This is a genomic window from Streptomyces sp. NRRL S-37, from assembly GCF_000721605.1.
GTDB lineage: Bacteria > Actinomycetota > Actinomycetes > Streptomycetales > Streptomycetaceae > Streptomyces.
In genome coordinates this window covers 1-19,699 of the sequence record NZ_JOIZ01000018.1, presented here as the reverse complement: position 1 = coordinate 19,699, position 19,699 = coordinate 1, and the positions used below count along the sequence as shown (strand labels likewise).

At 70.1% G+C, this 19,699-nt stretch carries 17 protein-coding genes and 4 pseudogenes; 12 read left to right on the top strand and 9 right to left on the bottom strand.

The features are described 5' to 3' along the window. Nucleotides 1–148: 148 nt before the first annotated feature. Nucleotides 149–2,737: a SpoIIE family protein phosphatase gene (locus IH50_RS0125255; RefSeq protein ID WP_051767452.1), complete on the top strand. Its 2,589-nt coding sequence runs from the start codon at nt 149–151 to the stop codon at nt 2,735–2,737. 175 nt (nt 2,738–2,912) lie between these two features. On the opposite strand, the gene IH50_RS0125250 is transcribed toward IH50_RS0125255, so the two are convergent. Then, on the bottom strand, nt 2,913–3,101 hold the full coding sequence (locus IH50_RS0125250) for a hypothetical protein (protein WP_030866615.1): 189 nt from the start codon (nt 3,099–3,101) through the stop codon (nt 2,913–2,915). A 263-nt stretch (nt 3,102–3,364) separates the two neighbouring features. Between IH50_RS0125250 and IH50_RS0125245 the strand changes: the two genes are divergently transcribed. Further along, on the top strand, nt 3,365–5,602 hold the full coding sequence (locus IH50_RS0125245; RefSeq protein ID WP_030866612.1) for an MMPL family transporter: 2,238 nt from the start codon (nt 3,365–3,367) through the stop codon (nt 5,600–5,602). 54 nt (nt 5,603–5,656) lie between these two features. Here IH50_RS0125245 and IH50_RS0125240 read toward each other — a convergent pair whose 3' ends face one another. Beyond that, nucleotides 5,657–7,693: a DUF1996 domain-containing protein gene (locus tag IH50_RS0125240; protein WP_107062144.1), complete on the bottom strand. Its 2,037-nt coding sequence runs from the start codon at nt 7,691–7,693 to the stop codon at nt 5,657–5,659. A 278-nt stretch (nt 7,694–7,971) separates the two neighbouring features. Further along, nucleotides 7,972–8,646, bottom strand: coding sequence for a lytic polysaccharide monooxygenase auxiliary activity family 9 protein (locus IH50_RS0125235; protein WP_030866605.1), 675 nt, complete (start codon nt 8,644–8,646; stop codon nt 7,972–7,974). Between the two features lie 287 nt (nt 8,647–8,933). On the opposite strand from IH50_RS0125235, the gene IH50_RS0125230 reads away from it, so the two are divergent. Then, the gene (locus tag IH50_RS0125230) at nt 8,934–9,779 is read left to right on the top strand and encodes an IS5 family transposase (RefSeq protein ID WP_030866603.1); all 846 of its coding nucleotides are present in this window, start codon (nt 8,934–8,936) and stop codon (nt 9,777–9,779) included. A 676-nt stretch (nt 9,780–10,455) separates the two neighbouring features. Here IH50_RS0125230 and IH50_RS43600 read toward each other — a convergent pair. Beyond that, a protein-coding gene (locus IH50_RS43600; RefSeq protein WP_420709112.1) for an IS630 family transposase occupies nt 10,456–11,534 on the bottom strand; the annotation gives its coding sequence in 2 pieces (ribosomal slippage) (nt 10,456–11,033 and nt 11,033–11,534; 1,080 coding nt in all). 78 nt (nt 11,535–11,612) lie between these two features. Between IH50_RS43600 and IH50_RS37995 the strand changes: the two are divergent. Both IH50_RS37995 and IH50_RS42115 read left to right on the top strand, forming a co-directional pair. Next, nucleotides 11,613–12,044 (top strand): annotated as a pseudogene (locus tag IH50_RS37995) (transposase); the annotation flags it as partial. 40 nt (nt 12,045–12,084) lie between these two features. Then, nucleotides 12,085–12,273 carry a hypothetical protein gene (locus IH50_RS42115; RefSeq protein WP_199822133.1) on the top strand — a complete coding sequence of 63 codons (189 nt, stop codon included), beginning with the start codon at nt 12,085–12,087 and terminating at the stop codon, nt 12,271–12,273. 48 nt (nt 12,274–12,321) lie between these two features. Here IH50_RS42115 and IH50_RS37990 read toward each other — a convergent pair. Next, nucleotides 12,322–12,881: pseudogene (locus IH50_RS37990) on the bottom strand (IS701 family transposase); the annotation flags it as partial. On the opposite strand from IH50_RS37990, the pseudogene IH50_RS42110 reads away from it, so the two are divergent. Continuing rightward, nucleotides 12,875–13,020: pseudogene (locus IH50_RS42110) on the top strand (IS5/IS1182 family transposase); the annotation flags it as partial. The pseudogenes IH50_RS37990 and IH50_RS42110 sit on opposite strands and share 7 nt — an antisense overlap. Before the next feature lie 264 nt (nt 13,021–13,284). Here the strand turns inward: IH50_RS42110 and IH50_RS0125200 are convergent. Further along, complete coding sequence (locus tag IH50_RS0125200) at nt 13,285–13,746, bottom strand: MarR family winged helix-turn-helix transcriptional regulator (protein ID WP_030866594.1); 462 nt, start codon at nt 13,744–13,746, stop codon at nt 13,285–13,287. A gap of 93 nt (nt 13,747–13,839) precedes the next feature. Here IH50_RS0125200 and IH50_RS0125195 point away from each other — a divergent pair, with 93 nt between their 5' ends. Then, complete coding sequence (locus IH50_RS0125195; protein ID WP_030866591.1) at nt 13,840–14,211, top strand: VOC family protein; 372 nt, start codon at nt 13,840–13,842, stop codon at nt 14,209–14,211. Here the strand turns inward: IH50_RS0125195 and IH50_RS38885 are convergent. The 3 genes and pseudogenes from IH50_RS38885 to IH50_RS42740 form a co-directional block, all read right to left on the bottom strand. Beyond that, on the bottom strand, nt 14,192–14,575 hold the full coding sequence (locus tag IH50_RS38885) for a hypothetical protein (RefSeq protein WP_030866587.1): 384 nt from the start codon (nt 14,573–14,575) through the stop codon (nt 14,192–14,194). The genes IH50_RS0125195 and IH50_RS38885 overlap by 20 nt on opposite strands. Nucleotides 14,576–14,583: 8 nt before the next feature. Then, nucleotides 14,584–15,093 carry a hypothetical protein gene (locus IH50_RS42745; RefSeq protein ID WP_051767451.1) on the bottom strand — a complete coding sequence of 170 codons (510 nt, stop codon included), beginning with the start codon at nt 15,091–15,093 and terminating at the stop codon, nt 14,584–14,586. A gap of 625 nt (nt 15,094–15,718) precedes the next feature. Next, a pseudogene (locus IH50_RS42740) lies at nt 15,719–16,317 on the bottom strand (replication-relaxation family protein); the annotation flags it as partial. 493 nt (nt 16,318–16,810) lie between these two features. Here IH50_RS42740 and ectA point away from each other — a divergent pair. The 5 genes from ectA to IH50_RS0125150 all read left to right on the top strand — a co-directional run. Further along, nucleotides 16,811–17,311 (top strand): diaminobutyrate acetyltransferase, encoded by a 501-nt coding sequence (gene ectA / locus IH50_RS0125170; RefSeq protein ID WP_051767450.1) that lies wholly within the window; start codon nt 16,811–16,813, stop codon nt 17,309–17,311. A gap of 102 nt (nt 17,312–17,413) precedes the next feature. Beyond that, nucleotides 17,414–17,608, top strand: coding sequence for an acyl carrier protein (locus IH50_RS43595; RefSeq protein WP_030866580.1), 195 nt, complete (start codon nt 17,414–17,416; stop codon nt 17,606–17,608). 12 nt (nt 17,609–17,620) lie between these two features. Then, nucleotides 17,621–18,055: an ectoine synthase gene (locus tag IH50_RS0125160; protein WP_051767449.1), complete on the top strand. Its 435-nt coding sequence runs from the start codon at nt 17,621–17,623 to the stop codon at nt 18,053–18,055. After that, nucleotides 18,052–19,002: a hypothetical protein gene (locus IH50_RS38875; RefSeq protein ID WP_051767448.1), complete on the top strand. Its 951-nt coding sequence runs from the start codon at nt 18,052–18,054 to the stop codon at nt 19,000–19,002. Before IH50_RS0125160 ends, IH50_RS38875 begins: the two co-directional genes overlap by 4 nt. 19 nt (nt 19,003–19,021) lie before the next feature. Then, nucleotides 19,022–19,699, top strand: a 678-nt coding sequence (locus IH50_RS0125150; protein ID WP_030866573.1) for an aminotransferase class III-fold pyridoxal phosphate-dependent enzyme, incomplete at its 3' end; no start/stop codon positions are given.

The following is a 19,699-nucleotide window of genomic DNA, read 5'->3' as shown; positions in this document are numbered from 1 at the left end:
GCCCCCTGGGCTCATATCCTTCTGGTATCGGGTGAGACGACCGGGATGACCCAAAGGTTGCGGCTCCGCCGCGCCGGACCGTCCGGCATGACACATCCTGGTGGGAAGCGAACGGATGTCCCGTGCGTCCACGCCGGGAGGACGCGACATGGATGATGCAGCCGCCGCACCGCGTGGGGAGCGGCCGGCGGGCGTGCCCGGCCGCGGCGCCGGGAAGGGGCCGGACGCGGAGGAGCCCCGGACGGCGCGTCCGGCGGCCCGGATCGAGGACGCGCTCGCGGAGCCCGTGGTGGCGGCGGTCCAGGACATCGGCGGATACGGCGGACTGGTGTACCTGCGCTCGCGGGACCGGCGCTCGCTGGTGCTGTGCGTGGTCGCCGGCGTTCCGCGGTCGCTGCTGAGGACCTGGTGGCGGGTGCCCGTGGGCGGCGCACTGCCCATGTCCGAGGCGTACCGCAGGAACGAGAGCCTGTGGCTGCCGGACGAGCGGGCCACGATGCTGCGCTTCCCGCAGTTCACCGCCGCGCTGCCGTACGCGTTCGGCTCCGCCTTCCACCCGGTGCACGTCGACGGCGAACCCGTGGGCGTCCTGTCCGTCCTGCGGTCGGCCGCCGGGGAACCGCCGGCCGAGCGGGTGGTGCGGGCGGCACTGCACGACGCCGGGCGGGACATGGAGGAGCGCCTCACCGAGTTCGCCCGCCGGATGCCCGGCAGGGAGGGCGCGGACGCCGTCGCGTACGGCATCGACTACGACGACCAGCCGGTCAGTGTGAAGCTGCCCGCCCCCTCCCTCGGGGCCGTGTCGGTCGGCATGATCGAGTGGGACCTGGACAGCGACCGCTGGTCGGGGGACGACGACGCGCTGTCCCTCCTGGGCGTCGCCCGGGAGGAGTTCGGCGGCACCACGGCGGAGGTCGAGGGCCGGGTCTCCCCCGACGACCTGTACGAACTGCGGGCGGGCCGGCGGGAGGCGGCGGACACCGGGCAGATCAGGGGCCGGCACTTCAGGGTCCTGGACGAGGCCGGGGACGACGGACGGATCCGCTACCGGCCGGTCGAACTGTGGGGGCACGTCGTACAGGCGGAGGGGGCCGCCCGGCTCCTGGTGGGCGCCCTCGTCGACGCGGTCGGCGGGGTCACCGCGGCGGAGGCCGCCGAGCGGCTGCCCGACGGGGTGTTCTCCCTGGACCAGGACGGCCGGGTCGTCTACGCCAACCGCCGTTGCCAGGAACTGCTGGGCTACGACCTGGAACACATGCTCGGCCACTATCCGTGGGAAGTGCTCACCTGGCTGCGCGATCCGGCGTACGAGGACCGCTACCGGGCGGCGATGCTGTCGCAGGAGCCGGTGTCGTACCTGGTGCAGGACCCGGACGGCGTCTGGCTGGGGTTCGTGCTCTATCCCGGGGTGCACGGGCTGACCGGCCGCGTCTTCCGCACCAGCGCCCCCGCCGGGGCCGAGCCGGGCCGGTTCCTGACACCGGCCGGCGGGAACGCGACGGCCCCGGAGCCGGTCGCGACGGCCCGCGCGGGAGCCCTCTACCACGTCGTGCAGATGGCCAGTGTGCTGACCGAGGCCGTCACCGTCCGGGACGTCTGCCTGGCCGTCGCCGAGCAGCTGCTGCCCGCGTTCGGCGCGCAGGAGATCGCCCTGTACACGATCCGGGACAACCGGATGCACCTGCTGTGGGAGTCCGGTTATCCGGAGCACTTCCTCGACGGTTTCGAAGGGGTGCCGCTCAACGCGAACCTGCCCGGTGTGCATGCCCTGACCACCCGGCTGCCGCTCTTCTTCGAGTCGCCGGAGGCACTGGTCAACGCCTACCCCCAGCTCCTCCTGGACCCGATGAGCGCCTGGGCGTTCCTGCCGCTGATCGCCTCCGGCCATCCGGTCGGCTCCTGCATCCTCGGCTGGAGCACGCCGCACCGGTTCACGCCCGAGGAGCGCACCGCGCTGACCGCGCTGGGCGGGCTGACCGCGCAGGCGATGGAGCGGGCCCGGCTGTACGACGCCGAGTCCGCCGTGGCGCGGGGGCTGCAGGAGGGGCTGCTGCCGCACCGGCTGCCCGCCATCGACGGGCTGCTCACCACCGGCCGCTATCTGCCGGGCACCCAGGGCATGGCCATCGGGGGCGACTGGTACGACGTGATCAGGACCGGGCGGGGGGTGGCGCTGGTCATCGGTGACGTCGAGGGGCACAGTGTCGGGGCCGCCGCCGTCATGGGGCAGCTGCGCAGCGCGGTGCACGCCTTCGCCGCCAGCGGCCGGCCGCCGCAGGAGGTCATCACCCACACCAACCGGCTGCTGGCGGAGCTGGAGACGGACGTCTTCGCCACCTGCTGCTACATGGAGCTCGACCCGGTCACCGGCCGTGTCCTGGCCGTCCGGGCGGGCCATCCGCCGCCCCTGCTGCGCCACCCCGACGGGCACACGGAGAGCCTGGACCTGCCCGGTGGGGTGCTGCTCGGGGTGCAGCCGGAGGCCGTCTACCCGGTCACGGAACTCACCCTGGCGCCCGGCAGTGTTCTCGCGCTGTACACGGACGGGCTGGTGGAGGTCCCCGGCGGTGACATCGAGACGGGCATCGAGGTGGTCCGCCGCTGTCTGGCGCGCAGCCGCGCCGACTCGGTCGAGGAGCTCGCCGACCGGCTGGTCAGGACGGCCCGCCGGACCGAGGACCGCCCGGACGACGTGGCGCTGCTGCTGACGGCGTACGACCGGCGGCCCGGCCCCTGACCGCCGCCCGGCCGCCGATCGCCGGACGGGTGTGCGCGGGGCGCGAAACGGGAGGACGGTGATGCCGGCGGCCTGCCGCGCCCGGCGGCGGGCCCCGCCGAGGGGTACGCGCACGCCTCCCGTACCGGCGGAGGCGTACGGCGCTCCTCCCGCGTACGGGGACGCGGCGGCGGCCTCACAGGCAGTACCGCACCAGCCACTCGTCCGCGTCGTAGGCGTTGCGGGCCGGGTCCGGCGCGACGGCCGGGCGCTCCTCGACCATGTCCTCCGCCCTGACCGGCTCCGGGAGGCGGCCGAAGCGGGCGTGGCGCGCGGTCGCCGCCCCGTCCGTCTCCTCGTGCGTGCCCACTGTCCCCTCGTCCACGGCGACTCCCCTCTCGCGGCCTCGGCGTCAAGTGTCACACACCGGCGGCAGGAAGCGTGGCTTCCGTCACAGCCGACCGCGACCGGCACCGGGCCGGACGGCCGGCCGGGGCGCGGTCGCTCCCGTCCCGGCCCGGGGCTCCGCCTCCGGGAACGGGAAGGGGGCCGGCGGAGGCGAGAACGGTCGAGGTGCCGGGGCGACGGTGCACGCCTGTAATGGAGGAGGGACCGGGAATCGCCCGGCCGGGCGGAGGGGACATGCCCATGCCTTCCAGGCGCGGCACGGCAGGTGCGCGGGCGGGTGTCCTGCGACGGCTGGGTGAGTGGTGCGCGCACCACTTCGTCGTGGTGATCGTGGCATGGCTCGTGGCCCTGGTGGCCCTGCAGGTCGCGAGCCGCTCGGCCGGCGGATCCTACTCCGACGACTTCACTCTGCCGGACACCCAGTCCCAGCAGGGCGTCGAGGTCCTCCAGCGGCACGATCCACAGGCCGGGGGCTACAGCAGCCAGATCGTCCTCCACGACGACCAGCGGCAACTGACCGCCCTCGGCGGTCAGATGTCCACCGCGGTCGGCGACCTGGAGAAGCTGCCGCACGTCCTGTCCGCGCAGAATCCGCTGTCCGCACCCTCCTCCGGCCCGTCGGGACCGGACGTCGGACCGCTGTCGTCCGACGGGAGGACGGGCTACATCACGGTCCGTTTCGACGTACAGCCCTCGACCCTCGGCGACGGCTACCTGCACGGGGTGGACGACGCCGTACAGCCGCTGCGGGAGGCCGGCGCGCAGGTCGAGTACGGCGGGCCGCTCGGCGAACTGGCCCGGCCCGCCGCGGACGACCGGGTGAGCGAGCTGATCGGCTTCGCGGTGGCGATCGTCGTGCTGCTGGTCGGCTTCGGGAGTGTGCTCGCCGCCGGGATCCCCCTGCTGACGGCGCTGATCGGGGTGGTCGGCGGGCTCGCCGTCCTCGGACTGCTGGCCGCCGCGTTCACCTTCGCCACGGTCTCGCCGACGCTGGCCACGATGATCGGCCTCGGCGTCGGCATCGACTACGCGCTCTTCCTGATCACCCGGTACCGGCAGGACGTCATGGACGGCGAGGATCCGGTACGGGCCGCCGGGCACGCCACCGCCACCAGCGGGCGTGCCGTGCTCGTCTCCGGCTGTACGGTGATCATCGCGCTGGCCGGTCTCTCCGTGTCCGGCGTCTCCTTCATCTCCAAGCTCGGGCTGGCCGCCGCCGTCACCGTCGTCTCCGCCGTCGCCGGCGCGCTCACCCTGGTGCCGGCCCTGCTGGGCCTGATCGGCGGGCGCATCGACCGCTACCGGGTGCGCCGGCCGGTGGCCGAGACCGGCGCCGGGCCCGGTGCGGAGCCCGGCGGCACCTGGCACCGGTACGCGCAGCGTGTGGAGCGCCGGCCGTGGTGGTTCCTGGCGGCGGGCGTCGCCACGATCGCCGTGCTCGCGGTCCCGGTGTTCTCGATCCAGCTCGGTCACATCGGTGACGGCGCCGACCCCACGTCCTTCACCGACCGCCGTGCCTACGACCTGATGACCGACGCCTTCGGTCCCGGTTCCAACGGCCCGCTCACCGTCGTCATCGACCAGTCGTCCGTACCGGACTCCCAGCGGTCCGATCTCGCCTCGCAGGCGCAGAAGACACTGGACGGCGTCGCGGGGGCGGCCGCCGTCACCCCCCTGACGCCCACCCAGGACGGCGACGTGCTGGTCGGCACGGTGTACTCGACGGCCTCCCCGCAGAGCGCCACGACCACCGGCCTGACCAACCGCCTGGTGGACGACACCCTGCCGGACGCCGTACGGGGCACGGACGCCGCCACCTACGTCACCGGGACGACGGCGGCGCAGATCGACTTCCGGGACATCGTCGCCGAGCGGCTGCCGCTGATCATCGCCGTGGTGGTCGCCCTGGCCTTCCTGATCATCCTCGCGGTGTTCCGCGGTCTGCTCGTCGCCGTCAAGGCGGCCGTCCTCAACGTGCTCTCCATCACCGCCTCGTACGGCGTCGTCGTCGCCGTCTTCCAGTGGGGCTGGGGCGGGCCCGCGCTCGGGGTCTCCGGCACGGTGCCGATCGAGAGCTATGTGCCGATGATGATGTTCGCCATCATCTTCGGCCTCAGCATGGACTACGAGATCTTCCTGCTCTCCCGCGTCCACGAGGCCTGGCTGCGCACCGGGGACGCGAAGGCGTCGGTCGCCCATGCCCTGGAGATCACCGCGCGGGTCATCACCTGCGCCGCGCTGATCATGGTGAGCGTGTTCGCGGCGTTCGTCGTCAGCGATGACGTCGTGGTCAAGATGCTCGGCCTGGGCCTGGCGGTCAGCGTCCTCATCGACGCCACCGTCGTACGGCTGCTGCTGGTGCCGGCCGTGATGACCCTGCTGGGGCGGCACGCCTGGTGGACACCGCGGTGGCTGGACCGGGTGATGCCGCACATCGACGCGGAGGGGGAGGGAAACGCGAGACGGCAGGCCCCGTGAGGGGTCCTGCCGCCGTTCACGTGTCGCGGGGGACCGGGCCCCCGCCGCGGGGGATCAGGCCGCGCCGCGCCGCACGCTGCGCAGGACGAAGAATCCGAAGATCACCAGCACTCCGCCGATCGCGGCCGGCCAGAGCTGGGCCCCGGTCTCGGCGAGGCTGCCGCTCTCGCCCTGTGCCTCGGCCTGGTTCTCGGCCTCGAGCTCGGGGAGGCTGCCGGGCACCTCGGCGGCCTGGGCCGCCTGACCGCCGTCGTCCTGGCCGCCCTCGTCGCCGCCGTCCTGGTTCCCGGCGCCGGCGCCGTCGGCGTTCCCGGCCGGGGTCGAGGCCTTGACGTCCGGCTGCTCGGTGGCCGGGTCCCGCGACGGCTCCTCCTGCGCGCCGTCGTCCTGGTTGCCGCCGTCGGCCTGGTCGCCGCCGTTGTTCTGGTCACCGCCGTTGTTCTGGTTTCCGTCGTCGTTCTTGCCGTCGTCCTGGTTGTCGTCGCCGCCCTGGGCCGGGTCGTCGGGCGTGGCCGTGGGCTCCTCGGGCTGCTGCGGCTCCTCCGGCTGCTGAGGCTCCTCGCCCTGGTCGCCGCCGTTGTCACCGCCGTTGCCGTTGTCGCCACCGTTGCCGTTGTCGCCACCGTCGCCGTTGTCGCCGCCGGCGCCCGCGCCGCAGGTGCGGCCCTCGTTGATGCAGGCGACGACCTCGTTCATCAGGTCCTCGTCGAAGACATTGATGAAGTCACCGTGGTCCGTGATCGGCTTGTGCAGCTGCTCCGGGAAGGAGTCCACCGCGAACAGCGGAGTGGTCTTGCCCCCGTCGTCGAGGCTCGGCGCGTCGACGTCGTAGACGATGCGCTGCACCAGCTGCGGCACGGCCTTGAAGCCGGCCGGGCAGTTGCCGGCCTCGTCCGCGAACGCCATGTGCGTACGGTGGTTGGCGCTGTCGATGTTGCGGCCGTCCCAGCAGCTCTGGAAGTCGAAGCTGCGCACCACGTCACTGCCCTGCGGGCACAGCGGGTACTTGTCCGTCATCTGCCGGTCCTCGAAACCGGTGCAGCTCCAGGAGGCGTTGGCGTTGGCGGGGCCGTTGACGAACGACTTGGCGTCGCCGGTGATGATGCGCAGCAGCCGGGGCATGGCGGTGACCTCGCCCTGCGGGTTGCCCTCGAAGGTCAGCGTGACCTCCTTGGGCGTGACGATCTCACCGGCGTTGCCCTCGATGCCGCCACCCGGGGACTGGGCGTCCTGCTCCTGGGTGCCGTTCTGCAGCCGCAGCACGGGCCAGTAGTACGCCGACTTGTCGCCCTGGTCGGCGCAGCTCGTCTCCGCCTGCGCCAGGTCCTCGTCGCTGGAGAAGGCGTTGGTGGCCTGGTTGCCGATGTAGTCGTGGAAGTGGTGGGCGCCGTTGCTGACACCCGGTGCGGCGATCACGTTGTCCGAGTTGAACAGGCCGTTCTCGTTGACACCGCACTCGCTGGTGAAGGTGCCGCGGGAGGCGTTCTCCGTCTGCTCCGGCTCGGTGACGTTGGGCTGGACGCTCTCGATGTCGACGTAGTCGCCGGCGACCGGCCCGTTGCCGGCCTGACCGCCGTTCCCGCCCTGGTCCTGGTCCTGCTGGTCCTGCTGGTCCTGCTGGTTCTGGTCCTGCTGGTCCTGGCCGTCGCCTTCGCCGCCCGCCTGCTCGCCCTCGTCGCCGGCGCCCTCCTGCCCGGCGTCCGGCTGTGCGGCGTTGCCGGACTCGCGCACGGCGCAGTCGGCGAGCTCCTCGAGGCCCTCGGGCCGGTCCCCGACCCGGTCGATGGCGGTCCCGATGCGGGCGAGGGCCGCGGCACGCTTCTCCTCGAGCGGCTTGGCGATCGCGTTCTTCGCGAAGCCCGGGTCCTGGCGGAGCGCCTCGGCCGACTCCCCGATCCGCTTGTACGCCTCCGCGATCTGCGCGTCCAGGCCGGCGAGTTCCTTGTCCACCTCCGCCCGTGCCTCCTCCGGCACCGACGTCAGTTCGGTGGCCACGTCCGGGCAGTCGATCGTGGCGCCCGAGAAGACCTGCGCCTGGCCGCCCTGCCCGCCCTCCTCCGTCGCGGAGGCGTAGACGTTGGCCGCCATCATCCCGCCGCCGCCCAGGATCAGGGCGAACGCGGCGAGAGTCGCGCGCTGTTTGGGGCGTCTGCGTGTGTTGCGTGCCAAGGCAGTACTCCTACGCTTTCGTTGCGGGGGGTGGGCAAGGGATTCCCACGCCCCATACGTAGGCGGGCCACAGCGTGTTCAAAGGACTCGCGGTTTCTTCGCGGAATCCGGGAAAGCCCCGGTGCCGTACGCACCGGTCCCCGCCGGACTCACGTGGTTCGGCGGGGACTTGGGGACGGGAGCGGTGAAGTGCCGCTGATTCAGCCGAAGTTCACGTCACTGCACAGGAAGTACGTCTGGTCCATGTGCGAGGCCTGCCAGATCGTGTAGACGATGTGGCGGCCGCTGAGGCCGGAGGTGCTCACCGGGACCGAGTAGTTCTGGCCGGGCGTGTACGAGCCGGTGCGGGCCACCTGCCGGAGGTCGTCCCAGCCCAGCTGCTCGGTGGTGGGGTCGAAGCCCTGCCGGGTGACGTAGACGAGGAGGTAGTCCGCGCCGTGACTGGCCTGGTCGTGCAGCCTGACGGTGAAGTCGTCGGCCACGTCCGTCGTCTTCCAGGCGCCCACCGCGTCGAGGGAGTCGTAGCGCCCGCCCTCGGTGTGCCCGCCGCTGCAGAGTTGGCCGTCGGGGATCACGGCCTGGAAGTTGCCGGCGGAGCCGTTGCGGTAGAGGCCGTTCCAGTTCCACATGGCGTTGGGGTCGTCCTGCCACGCCTGCCAGCACATCGGGTCTTCCTGCGCCATCGCCGGGTTCTGGAAGTCGCTCCCCCAGCGCTGCCAGCAGCCGTAGTTGCGGGACGCGGGGTCGATCACCGAGCCGTGGGCGACGGCGGTACCGCTCCAGGGGACCAGACAGAGCAGCGCGGCGACGATCACGGTCAGGGCGAGCGGCAGACGGGACCGGAGCGGCAATTTAGCATGACCATGCCAAGTCATGGACTCCCTCTTTCCACTGTGGGGGCCGTGGGGGTGCGGGTACGCGCCCCCGCAGCGACCATGGGAGCGCTCCCACTGCACAGGCTGCGCCCGTCCGGGCGGAGCGGCAACGCGCATTCGCGCCACTTCCGTACGGGCGGTGGCGTGTTCGACGCGTTCGACGCGGACGGGCGCCGGCCCCTCAGTGGGCGGTTCGTGAGTCTTTGAGTGGATCTGCTGTCGCCTGATGGTGTGGTGGTGGGGCGGAATCTGCCGGTCCACGGTTGTTGATCTGGTGATGTGACCGGGTGAGTGAACGCAAGCCGTATCCGAGTGACTTATCGGACGAGCAGTGGTCGTTGATCGAGCCGGTGATCACCGCGTGGAAGGACCGGCATCGCTCGGTCAGCGGCCATCAGGGCGCCTACGACATGCGGGAGATCGTGAACGCGATCCTCTACCAGGGGCGGACCGGCTGCCAGTGGGCCTATCTCCCGCACGACCTTCCGCCCAAGAGCGCGACGTACTACTACTTCGCCGCCTGGCGGGACGACGGCACCGACCAGGTCATCCACGAGCTCCTGCGCTGCCAGGTCCGTGAACGCGCCCGCCGATTAGAGGACCCGACCCTGGTGGTGCTGGACACCCAGAGTATCCATGCAGCCGCCGGGGTCCCCGCCTCCACGACCGGCCATGATCCGGCCAAGCGGGTGCCCGGCCGCAAACGCGGCCTGGCCGTGGACGTCCTCGGCCTGGTCATCGCGGTCGTCGTCCTCGCCGCGAACACCCATGACAACGCCGCGGGCATCGTCCTGCTGGACCAGGTCGCCGAGCACACCGGCGGCACCGTCCGCAAAGCCCTGGTCGACCAGGGCTTCAAGAACCAGGTCGTCGTGCACGGCGCCGGCCTGGGAATCGACGTCGAGATCGTCCAACGCAACCCGCAGGTCAAGGGGTTCGTGCCGCAGCCGAAGCGGTGGAGGGTCGAGCAGACCTACGGAATCCTGATACTGCACCGGCGCCTGGTCCGCGACTACGAGCACCGCCCCTCCTCCTCCGCCTCCCGCGTCTACTGGGCGATGACCCACGCCATGACCCGACGCCTCACCGGCACGAACGCCCCCACCTGGCGCGCGGAGCAGGCGGCGGCGTGAACATCCGGCCCCTGCTCGACGCCCTGGACCTCCAGGAAGACGCCGCCCAGGCCCTGGCCGACGGCCTCCGCGCATAGATCGACGACCTGCAGACCCGGCTGCGGGAGGCCGAGACACACCTGGAGCACCTCGCGATCACCCGCACGACCGTCACCGGCCTCGCCGACCGGCTCCCGGCCGGCCCGCCGGAGCTGCCCGAGCACCCGGACTACCCCCGCATCCTCGCCGCCTTCAACCACGCGACCGGACCGCTACGGGCCAAGGACGTCTGCGAAGCCCTCGGCCACGAACTGCTGCCGAAGAACGTCGAAGGCACCCGCGCCAAGCTGAAACGCCTGGTCAAACTCGGGATCCTCACCGAGGCCGACACCGGCAACTTCGCCAGGAAGCAATAGTCACCGCCACGACCAGCACCCCTGACACAACCCTCACCCGGAAACGGGCATCACCTCACGAACCGCCCACTAAGAGGTAGTCCCCGCAGGGGGCTTGGACCACGAGCATCATCGGTGATCAAGTGATCGCTCTTGACGTCGACTGCGAGCGTCAGCACACGTCAGTCTTCTTTGAGGGCTCAAGGCCCGGATCGTCGGCAGACGTTGTGCTGACGCCGGCGGCCGACGTCGAGGAGGCGCCTTCAGCGCCTCAGCTATCGCCCATTACTGACTTCGGCTCGTCAGGGTGAGGCTGGTTCGTCGAGGGTCAGGCCGGTTCCTGCTATGAAGCCGTCGAGGGTGTCGGGCCGGTACTGAAGGCGTTTGAGCCGGTTGCGTACGAGTGCTTCGAGCCGGTCCAGGGCGACGACGGCGAGGTTGGCCAGGCTGCGTTTGACGTGTGCCCAGACCCACTCGACGGGGTTGAGGTCGGGTGAGTAGGCGGGCAGCAGGAACACCGTCAGCCACTTCCGCTCGGCGATCAGCTTGCGCATGGCGTGGGAGACGTGGGTGTTCAGGCGGTCCCAGACCAGCACGATGGGCGCCTTGACGAGCTGGTGGACGCCGTCGATCAGTGCGATGAAGTCCCGCTCGCCCATGCTGCGGCGCGTGCTTTTGCCTGCTCGATGGGTGCGTAGGCGGTGGCAGAGCCGGGTGCGGGAATCCGGCCGCATGGCGATCAGCCCGGCCACCGACAGGCGTCCCGAGCGTCGGCCGCTGACGGTCACGACCGGGGTGCGGCCGCGCCGGCCCCAGGTGCGTCCTTTGGGCGGCCGGCGGGTGAAGCCTGCCTCGTCCTCGAAGCAGATGTAGCCTCCGCAGGCCGCCCGGGCTCTTTTACCTCCGCCCAGGTCGCCTCCTTCCAGACGGTGACGGCCTGCTCGTCGCGCTCGGCGACCCTGCGTGCGGGGACCTGCGGGCTGAAGCCGAGCCGGTGCATCAGCCTCGTCGCCCCGGAGACGCTGTAGGAGACGTGGAACTTCCGGCCGATCAGCGTGGCCACCCGCGCCGCGGTCCACACCTGGTCCTCCGCCCAGCCGTGCGCGGCCGGACCCTGCTCCAGATACCCGGCGAGCTTCTCCAGGCAGCGCGGGGACAGACGGCACCGCGACCCGCTCGGGCCACGGGAGGCCAGAGCCTGTACACCGCCGTCCCGCCACAACTGGTGCCACTGATAGGCCGATTTCAGGCTCACCCGCAGCCGCCGTGCCACCTCCGGCGGCTTGATCTCCTGCTCGAACAGCTCGGCCGCCTGCATCCGCACTGTCTCACGGCGCTGCCGACCCGCAGGGGTCAGCCCGCCCCCATCCGCATACCTCACACACCACGAAGTACAGCCACCACACCGATCCCGTCAGGGACTTCGAGGTGATTCACCCTAACGAGCCGAAGTCAGTAGATCGTCGGCCGGAAGCGCGGCATCCTCACCGACACGATCGGCCTCATACTCGCCGTGACTGTCACCGCCGCCGGCCTGTCGGAGAACGCCCTGGGAATTCGCCTCCTCGACCAGGCAAAGGAGACGTACCCCACCATCTCCAAGAGCTGGGTCGACACCGGCTTCAAGAACGCCGTCGTCGAGCACGGCGCCCGCCTCGGAATCGACGTCGAAGTCGTCAACAGGAACCCAGAGGCCCGCGGCTTTCAGGTCGTGAAAAGGCGCTGGGTGGTCGAGCGGAGTATCGGTTGGATCATGATGCACCGCCGCCTTGCCCGCGACTACGAGACCCTCACCGCCAGCTCCGAGGCCATGATCCACATCGCCTCGCTCGACAACCTCACCAGACGCATAACGGACGAGACGACACCCACCTGGCGAGGAACGTACTAGGACGTAAACGGCAAGTTGCCCACTTCAAACGCCCTCTCAGATGCCCGAGACGGACCCGACCGCGGCCGCCGCACTCGCGCGCCTGATCGTCACCGGTCTGCGGGCCCGCGGCACCGTGTGCCCGGACGAAGTGACCGCCTGGGACATCGGCGCCGGCGACGCCGGCGACCTGTGGGTGCACGGCATCGGGGTGGACGTGCATCCGCGCCGTGGAGAGCACTTCCAGTAGGGCTTGGTCAGGTTTGTATGGGTGTGGGGATGTCGTGGTGGCAGGTGGGGCCGGCGCCGCGTCTTTTGGGTCTCGGGCCAGTCGTTGCAGGGTGCGGAAGGCATGGGCGGCGGAGACGAGGGTGACGTGGTGGCGCCGGCCGTTCCAGGTGCGGCCTTCGAACTGGCCCAGTTCCAGGCTTGTTTCATCTCGCGGTAGTCGTGTCCGGTGTGCCGGCGGAGTTTGGCCGGCCGTACCAGCGTGGCCAGGGGCATGCCGGAAGGCAGGTTCGACAGCCAGAACTGCACCGGTTCGCTCTCACCGGCGGGCCATTCGGCCAGCAGTCACCGCTCGGGCGGCTCCGGACCGCCGGTGGCCCGGCGGATGCCGCGTCCGGCCGGGCGGATGCGCAGGGCGACGAGCCGCGAGTACATGCGCTTGAAGCCGCTTTGGCCCTTGCCCGGCCAGGATCCCTCCGGCCAGGACACCGGGCGTGCGGCCGCCTTCCAGGCCACGATGACCAGCTCCTTCACGGTCTGCGCGGGCTCGGGGTACTGCATTTTCGGCGGACGTCCGGTGCCCGCACAGGCTGGCTGGACGGGCTGGGCCTCGGCCGGATGAGCGGTGGGGCGTGCTCTCCTCACACTCGGCACTCGCCCACCTGCGCAACGGGCGTACCGATGTCCAGCTCGCCACCGGATTCGGCGTCGGCACGATCACCGCTGCATCACCGAGGCCATCGGCCTCCTGGCCGATCTCACGCCCACCTGTCGGCGTACAGGCGAACGTGCACCACCGCAGGCCGTGTCCGCGGTCACCCGGGCCATGGGCAACGGTGAGGCGATCGCCCGCAGGGTCATGGACCTGGTCAGGCCGGCTCTGGTGGTGAAGGTCCGCTCGTCTCCATCGAGTCGGTGGAGACGAAGTCCGACCGCCTCGCCTTCCTGGGCGAGGCCTGGACCGTCGGCCGGGAATTCAGGGGAACCTTCCGCATGGACGCCGGTCCGTTCCGCCCGGAGGAGGGGCCGACGGTCAGGTGTCGAGGGCTTCGGTCATGGCGTCGAGGTCGGCCAGGAGGGCGGTCAGCCGACGTGCAGGGATGCTTTTGATCATGCGTTCCTCGATGGCGTATACGGCATTGCGGGCGGTGTGCAAACGCCGCTGCCCGGCCGCGGTGAGGTGGATGGGCAGGGCGCGGCCGTGATCGGTGCTGGCCGCTCGGGTGATCAGGCCGGCGTCCTTGAGGCCGCGCAGGACGACGTTGGCGGACTGCCGGGTGACGAAGGTACCTCGGGCGAGGTCGGCGTTGGACAAGCCGGGATGTTCGTCGAGGAGTTCCAGGCAGGAGTACTGGGGGACGGTGAGGTCGTGTTCGCGCAGGGCCTTGTCCATGGCGCTGCGCAAGGCGGCCGAGGCCTTCTTGAGGCGGTATCCCACGTGCTCGGTGACGTCCTCGGCTGGATGCGGCGGTGGGACAGGCGCACGGTCTTCCATGTCAGCATTTTGACATGCCGTGCGGTCGGCGTCTACGTTCGCCTATGTCAAAGTTCTGACATGCAAGTTCCGGAAACCACCCTTGGAGGCACCATGACCGCCACCGTCGAAGGCCCCGATTTCGTCGCCCTGCAGGTGAGGGACGTACCGGCTGCGGCCGCGTTCTTCGAGGAGCGACTCGGGCTGCGGCGGGCCCCCGGTGGGCCGGCCCACGCGGTCGTCTTCGCCACCACCCCGATCCCGTTCGCCGTCCGCGAGCCGCTGCCCGGCGTCGACCTGGACGATGTCGTACGTCCCGGCCTGGGCGTAGCGCTGTGGCTGCGCACCACCGACGCCCCGGCACTGCGCGAACAGCTCCTCGCCGCCGGCACACAGGACGTCACCCCGCTGCAGGACAGTCCCTTCGGGCCGACATTCTCCTTCACCGGCCCCGAGGGCTACCGGCTCACCGTGCACGGAGGCTGACCGTGAAGGCCGTCGTCCCTGCCGCCCGGGGCCCGTTCTCGCTCGCGGCGAGCCCGTGCTTCCCGGAAGGCTTCACCCCGGCCCTCTGCCGGCAGGCACGCGACGGGGTGCTGTGCCTGGCCTTGCGGTCCAGGAACTCGGTGTAGGCGCGGGGCAGAAGCCAGGTCGAACCGGACCGGGCCAGCAGCTGGAGGGGCCGGGTGCCTGCGATGTTCCGCAGGTGCCGGGCCTGGCTGCTGGAGGCGACGAACTCGTCCCACGTCAGGCCCCCGGGCAGTCCGTGGCCGCCGATGACTCGCCAGTCGCCCCACTCGTCGTGGGGACGGCTCTCCTGGACCAGCTTGTGACGGGCCCGGTCTACCATCCACGAGCTCAGCGTGCGCCATCAGTCGGGCCGGCGGCGTTCCTCCGGGGCGCGCTGCGGGAGGTCGCGGTACGCGGCAGCTGCACGTCGACGACGTCACCCAGGTCCACGTGCAGGCCCGCCAGGGCCTGGTCGGCGGAACGGACGTCCCGCTCGTCGTACATCCAGCGCATCGTGTGCTTGCAGCAGCGCACTGCTGTGTCGCCGAAGAGGACGCGGACGTGCTGCCGCAGGCCAGGCATGTGGAGGAGCTCGTCGGGGTCCAGCGGCACCGTGGCGTCCCGTGTCAGGTCCGCGAAGAGGGAGCGTGCGCATTCCCGGTCGACCTGTTGGACGCGGGTGAGCGTGGTGTGCAGTCCCTGCCGGTTCCCGGCCGCGTGTTCGAGCCGGCACCAGTCGCGGTGGAGGAGTTCGGCGGCGTTGTCGACGTCGAGGCCGGTCGCGAGGGCCTGGCGGGCGGCGCTGAGGTCGTGGTGGGGACCGGGGGCGGTGCGGTGGATGGCCACGGTGTGCGCCACGTCGACGATCCGGGGGCATCTCCTGCTGGTAGGGCTCGGCCCACGGCAGCGGGGTGCCACCGAACGGTTTGCCGCGTACCGGTGAGAGTGCCCGCTCGAGGTCGGGTAGGCCGCGGCCGGGCCCGAGGGCAGGGCGCGTTCGACGAGCTGCAGGAAGCGGGTCCAGGCGCATCGGACGGCGGGGGAGAGGCGGTAGGGGTCTTGGCCGCTCTTGCGGCACGGCACGTAGGGATTGCGTCGGGATCGTTGCCCAGCGAGCGGCACAGGCCCTGCATACGGGCGTTGAGGGTATCCAGGTGCCAGGGGTGGGCGGGGTCCATGTCGGCACACGGGGTCTCGGAGCTGCGCCCGGGCCGGAAAAGGAGCAGGACGGCGAGCTGGGCCAGCCGGGGGCCGTGGCCCCCGGCACGATCCGCGGGTTCAACGGTCCGTCGGTCTGGGCCGACGTCGGCGCGGCCGTGGTGGGGTCGGTGGCGGTGGCTGAGGTGTCGGGCGTCTGAGCCGGCGAGGCGGAGGGGGCGTTGCTCCTGGTCTGCGGTGCCGTCGGAGCTGTCGCGTAGGGGGAGCGCTCTTGGCTGGGCTGTTCGGCAGGCGGACTGCTCGGCGGCGCGGGGGCCGCGAGGTGGCGGGGCCGGGGTGCGGTCTGGAGGACGAACAGCACGCGGGGGAAGACCGGATACCAGCGCACCCGGCCGGGCTCCGCGGCGACGCGCCGGCCGGCGGGCTGGGCCTCGTACTGATGCAGCCGCGCGTACTCGATCAGCTTCACCGCCAGCCGCTCACCGCTCATGGTGGCGCGGCCGACCTCCACGAACGCGCGCAGCTTACGCCGCTGCTCGCCCTTGACGAGCGTGTAGTGCAGGACGGCGTCGGCCACCACCCGTTGTCCTTCACCGGCGGGTATCGGATGCGAAGGCCAGATGGGCGCGCACCACGGTCAGGGTGTGCGCCGTCTTCAGCGACGCCGCCGTGGTGGAGGCGATCGGGCAGGGCGGCCGCCCCCCGCAGGACCGGCAGGTCCCTCGTCGGACGCGCGCCGTCGGGCGTGAGGTACCGGGCATGGGCGGGGGAGCGGTCCGAGCCGGGCAGCACCGTGTGGTCGACGAAGCCGTCGGAGCGCAACTTGTTCAGGGCGCGGGAGATCAGCTGCCATGTGCCGTCCGGGCGCAGCACCCGGCGCAGCTGGCCGGTGGTGGCGATGCGGTGCTGAGCGAGGGCAATCATGAGCTGATCGCACAAAGCTGCCCCCGTCACCGTGCGCCGGACCGGTGATCATCCAGCTGCCTCACCTACGGAATTGCGAGAGGTGCAGTCCGCCGGCGCTACCGCCATGAAAAGGTTGATCTTTAAACCGTGAATGACTTCGTAAAGAATTCACTGCTGAAGCGTGGCTGAAAATGTTGAACGATGCGATGTGACGCACATCACAGGTCGAGGCCACGCCCCCGTTGGGTGGCGACGCCGGCACTCCCGGGTCGTAATAAAACTGGCGAGTAGGAAATTTCTCGCATAGTGCGCGAAAGTGGCTGGGATTGCGACAGTTTCAGTCGATTTCCGTCCCGGCGGGCTTGGGTTGATGAATTTCGGGGATTCGGGGTCCCGTATTTCGGGTGCTGCGGCGACGGCTTGACAGTGCAAATGCGTGCACAGATCATGTTGTTGGTCGGCGGCAACTGGCCGGCTCGAAGGGAAAAGCCAGGGAAGGATTGCTTCCTCGATGAGCGGCTCTTACTTGCTTCGTCCGCCAGAAGTGGGCGATGCGTCACGTATGTGGCATCTTGTGAATCGCAGTGAAAATCTCGACCGGAACAGCCTTTACAGCTACTTGATGTGGTGTCGTGACTTTTCTGAGAGCTCTGTCGTCGCGGAGCGAGAAGACGGCGAAGTCATCGGCTTCATCACGGGCTATCGCAGGCAGGAAGTGCCTGACGTGCTGTTCGCCTGGCAGACGGCTGCGGACCCGGAAGATCGTCGTCCCGGCCTTCCCGGGGCGATGCTGGAGACTCTGCTGCGGCGGGCGGGAACTCACGGCGTGACCCACCTGGAAACCACGGTGAACCCTGGCAACCGCCCCGTCATCATGATGCTGGAAAAGTTCGCGAGCGATACGGGCGCCTCCGTGGAGCGGTCCACACTCTTCGACGCGTCCCAGTTCCCGGACGGGCATCCCAGTGAAGTTCTCTACCGAATAGGCCCGATCCGGTTTTCCAGTCTGTGATAGCAGCTGATAACTCTGACGAGAGAGGTCATTCGATTGGGTAGTCGAGGCGATGGAGAAGTCGAACTGCTCGCACTCGTTCGCCGTCGGCCGGTGCCAGATATGTCAGCGGACCGCCTCCTTGAGGCGAATTTGGAACAAGACCTCGGTATGGATTCGATGAAAATCATCGAGCTGCTTGAGGAGGTCGAAGAACACTTCGGCTTTTCGATCGCGGACGAGGACCTCGCGCACCTCCGCACGGTGCGCGACTTATGGTCCGCAATCGATAAGAGCGCGGCGACGTCACAGGCGTAGGGAGAAAAGCACGTGATAGTGAAGAATGTCGACGACATCACCGGAAGCGACCAGGACGTCCGCACCACCCAATGGCGCAGTCGACGGCTGCTCCTGGCCGGCGATGGTCTGGGCTACTCCCTGCACGACACCATCGCCTACGCCGGAGCCGAGTACACGCTGGAGTACCTGCACCACCTGGAATCCGTGTATTGCATCGCCGGAGCAGGAGAGATCGAGGACCACGCCACCGGCCGGGTCCACCCGCTCCGCGAAGGCTCCCTCTATGTTCTGAACGAGCACGACCGGCACACCCTGAGGGCCTCCACCGAGATGCGGTTCCTCTGCGTGTTCACGCCGGCAGTGACAGGCGCGGAGGTCCACGACGAAAACGGGGCTTACCCACCGCCAGCCACCCAGGACACGCCGAGCACCACGGTCATCACTGCCGAGAACGCACCCTCATGAGTCGGTGGCAGCCGATCATCGAGGGCATTGATGCGACCGCCTTCGACTGCATACAGGCGAACATCGCCGTGCTGGCCGACAGCGTGCACAGCAGCGGAACCCACCGCCTGCTCGGCGCCCCGCTACGCTTTCACACGACTGCGTCGCCGGTCACGTCGCTGCCCACGGTCGAGCCATCGATCGACCAGCACGTGTCAGACGCGCACGTCCTGGCGGGGATACGGTTGCGGAACATCAGCCGGCCGAGTTCCGTCAGCGGCGCCTTCCGCCTGCTCGATGCGCCGACCTCGCCACAGCACGCCATCTACGTGGTGGCAGACGCCTACGCGCTGCCCTGGTGTCCCTACGCCGGTCACGCCCACATGGACCACAGCTTCCTGCTCCTGCGCCGGGACGAGGAGAGTGTGGAAGTGGTCGACGCGTACCACAACGACACCCCCTACGGTCCTGCCAGGCCATCGGCATGGGTGATCAGCCGCGGGGAGTTCGAGGAACGACTGGCAGGGCAGAGCCTACGCGTCGGCGAGGTCGAGGCGACGGCACCGCAGCGACCCGGCATAGCGCACACGCTTCAGCGCAACGCCTCCAGCCTGAGCGAAGCGAGCCACCTCATGCGCGTCTACGTGCAGAAGTACCAGGACTACGACGACCCCTCGACCGCCGCCGAGGCGCTGCTGCTGGAGGGCTGGCTCCTTGCGCGTTCACGCCGCCTGCACGCGCAGTGGCTGACGCACACCGTCCCTCACGAGGTGTGTGAACCGTTCATCCGCCACACCGATGCCTGGGCCAGGTTCGCCGGCCAGTGCTATCTGGCCGTGCGCCGCCTGCGACGCGGCAACACACCTCCTGAGGGCTTGCACGAGGTGCTGCTGTCCCTCCTGTACGAGGACGTGGACCAGGCCCAGCGCCTGTCAGAGACCTCCTCCGCGTCAACCACCGCTGCTTGACGACCCTCCGGGAGTACGCATGACCATCATGCCGCCCGCCTTAAGCGTCTTCGAGACCTTGGAATCCGAGGTGCGTAGCTACTGCCGCGACTGGCCGGCGGTGTTCGACCGCGCGCACGGGCCCTACCTCACCGACGAGGACGGCCACACCTATCTCGACTTCTTCGCCGGGGCCGGTTCGCTGAACTACGGGCACAACAACCCCGTGCTGAAACGGGCCCTGCTCGACTACCTGGAGCGCGACGGCGTCACCCACGGCCTCGACATGGCCACCACGGCCAAGCGCCGTTTCCTGGAGACCTTCCAGAACCTGGTACTGCGCCCGCGTGACCTGCCGTACAAGGTCATGTTCCCGGGCCCGACGGGCACCAACGCCGTGGAGTCCGCGCTGAAGCTGGCCCGGAAGGTGAAGGGGCGCGAGGCCATCGTGTCGTTCACCAACGCCTTCCACGGCATGTCGCTGGGCTCGCTCGCCGTGACCGGCAACGCCTTCAAGCGGGCCGGCGCCGGCATCCCGCTGGTGCACGGCACGCCGATGCCGTTCGACAACTACTTCGACGGCCGGGTCCCGGACTTCCTGTGGTTCGAGCGACTCCTCGAGGACCAGGGCTCCGGCCTCAACAAGCCCGCCGCCGTGATCGTCGAGACCGTGCAGGGCGAGGGCGGCATCAACGTCGCCCGGCCCGAGTGGCTGCGC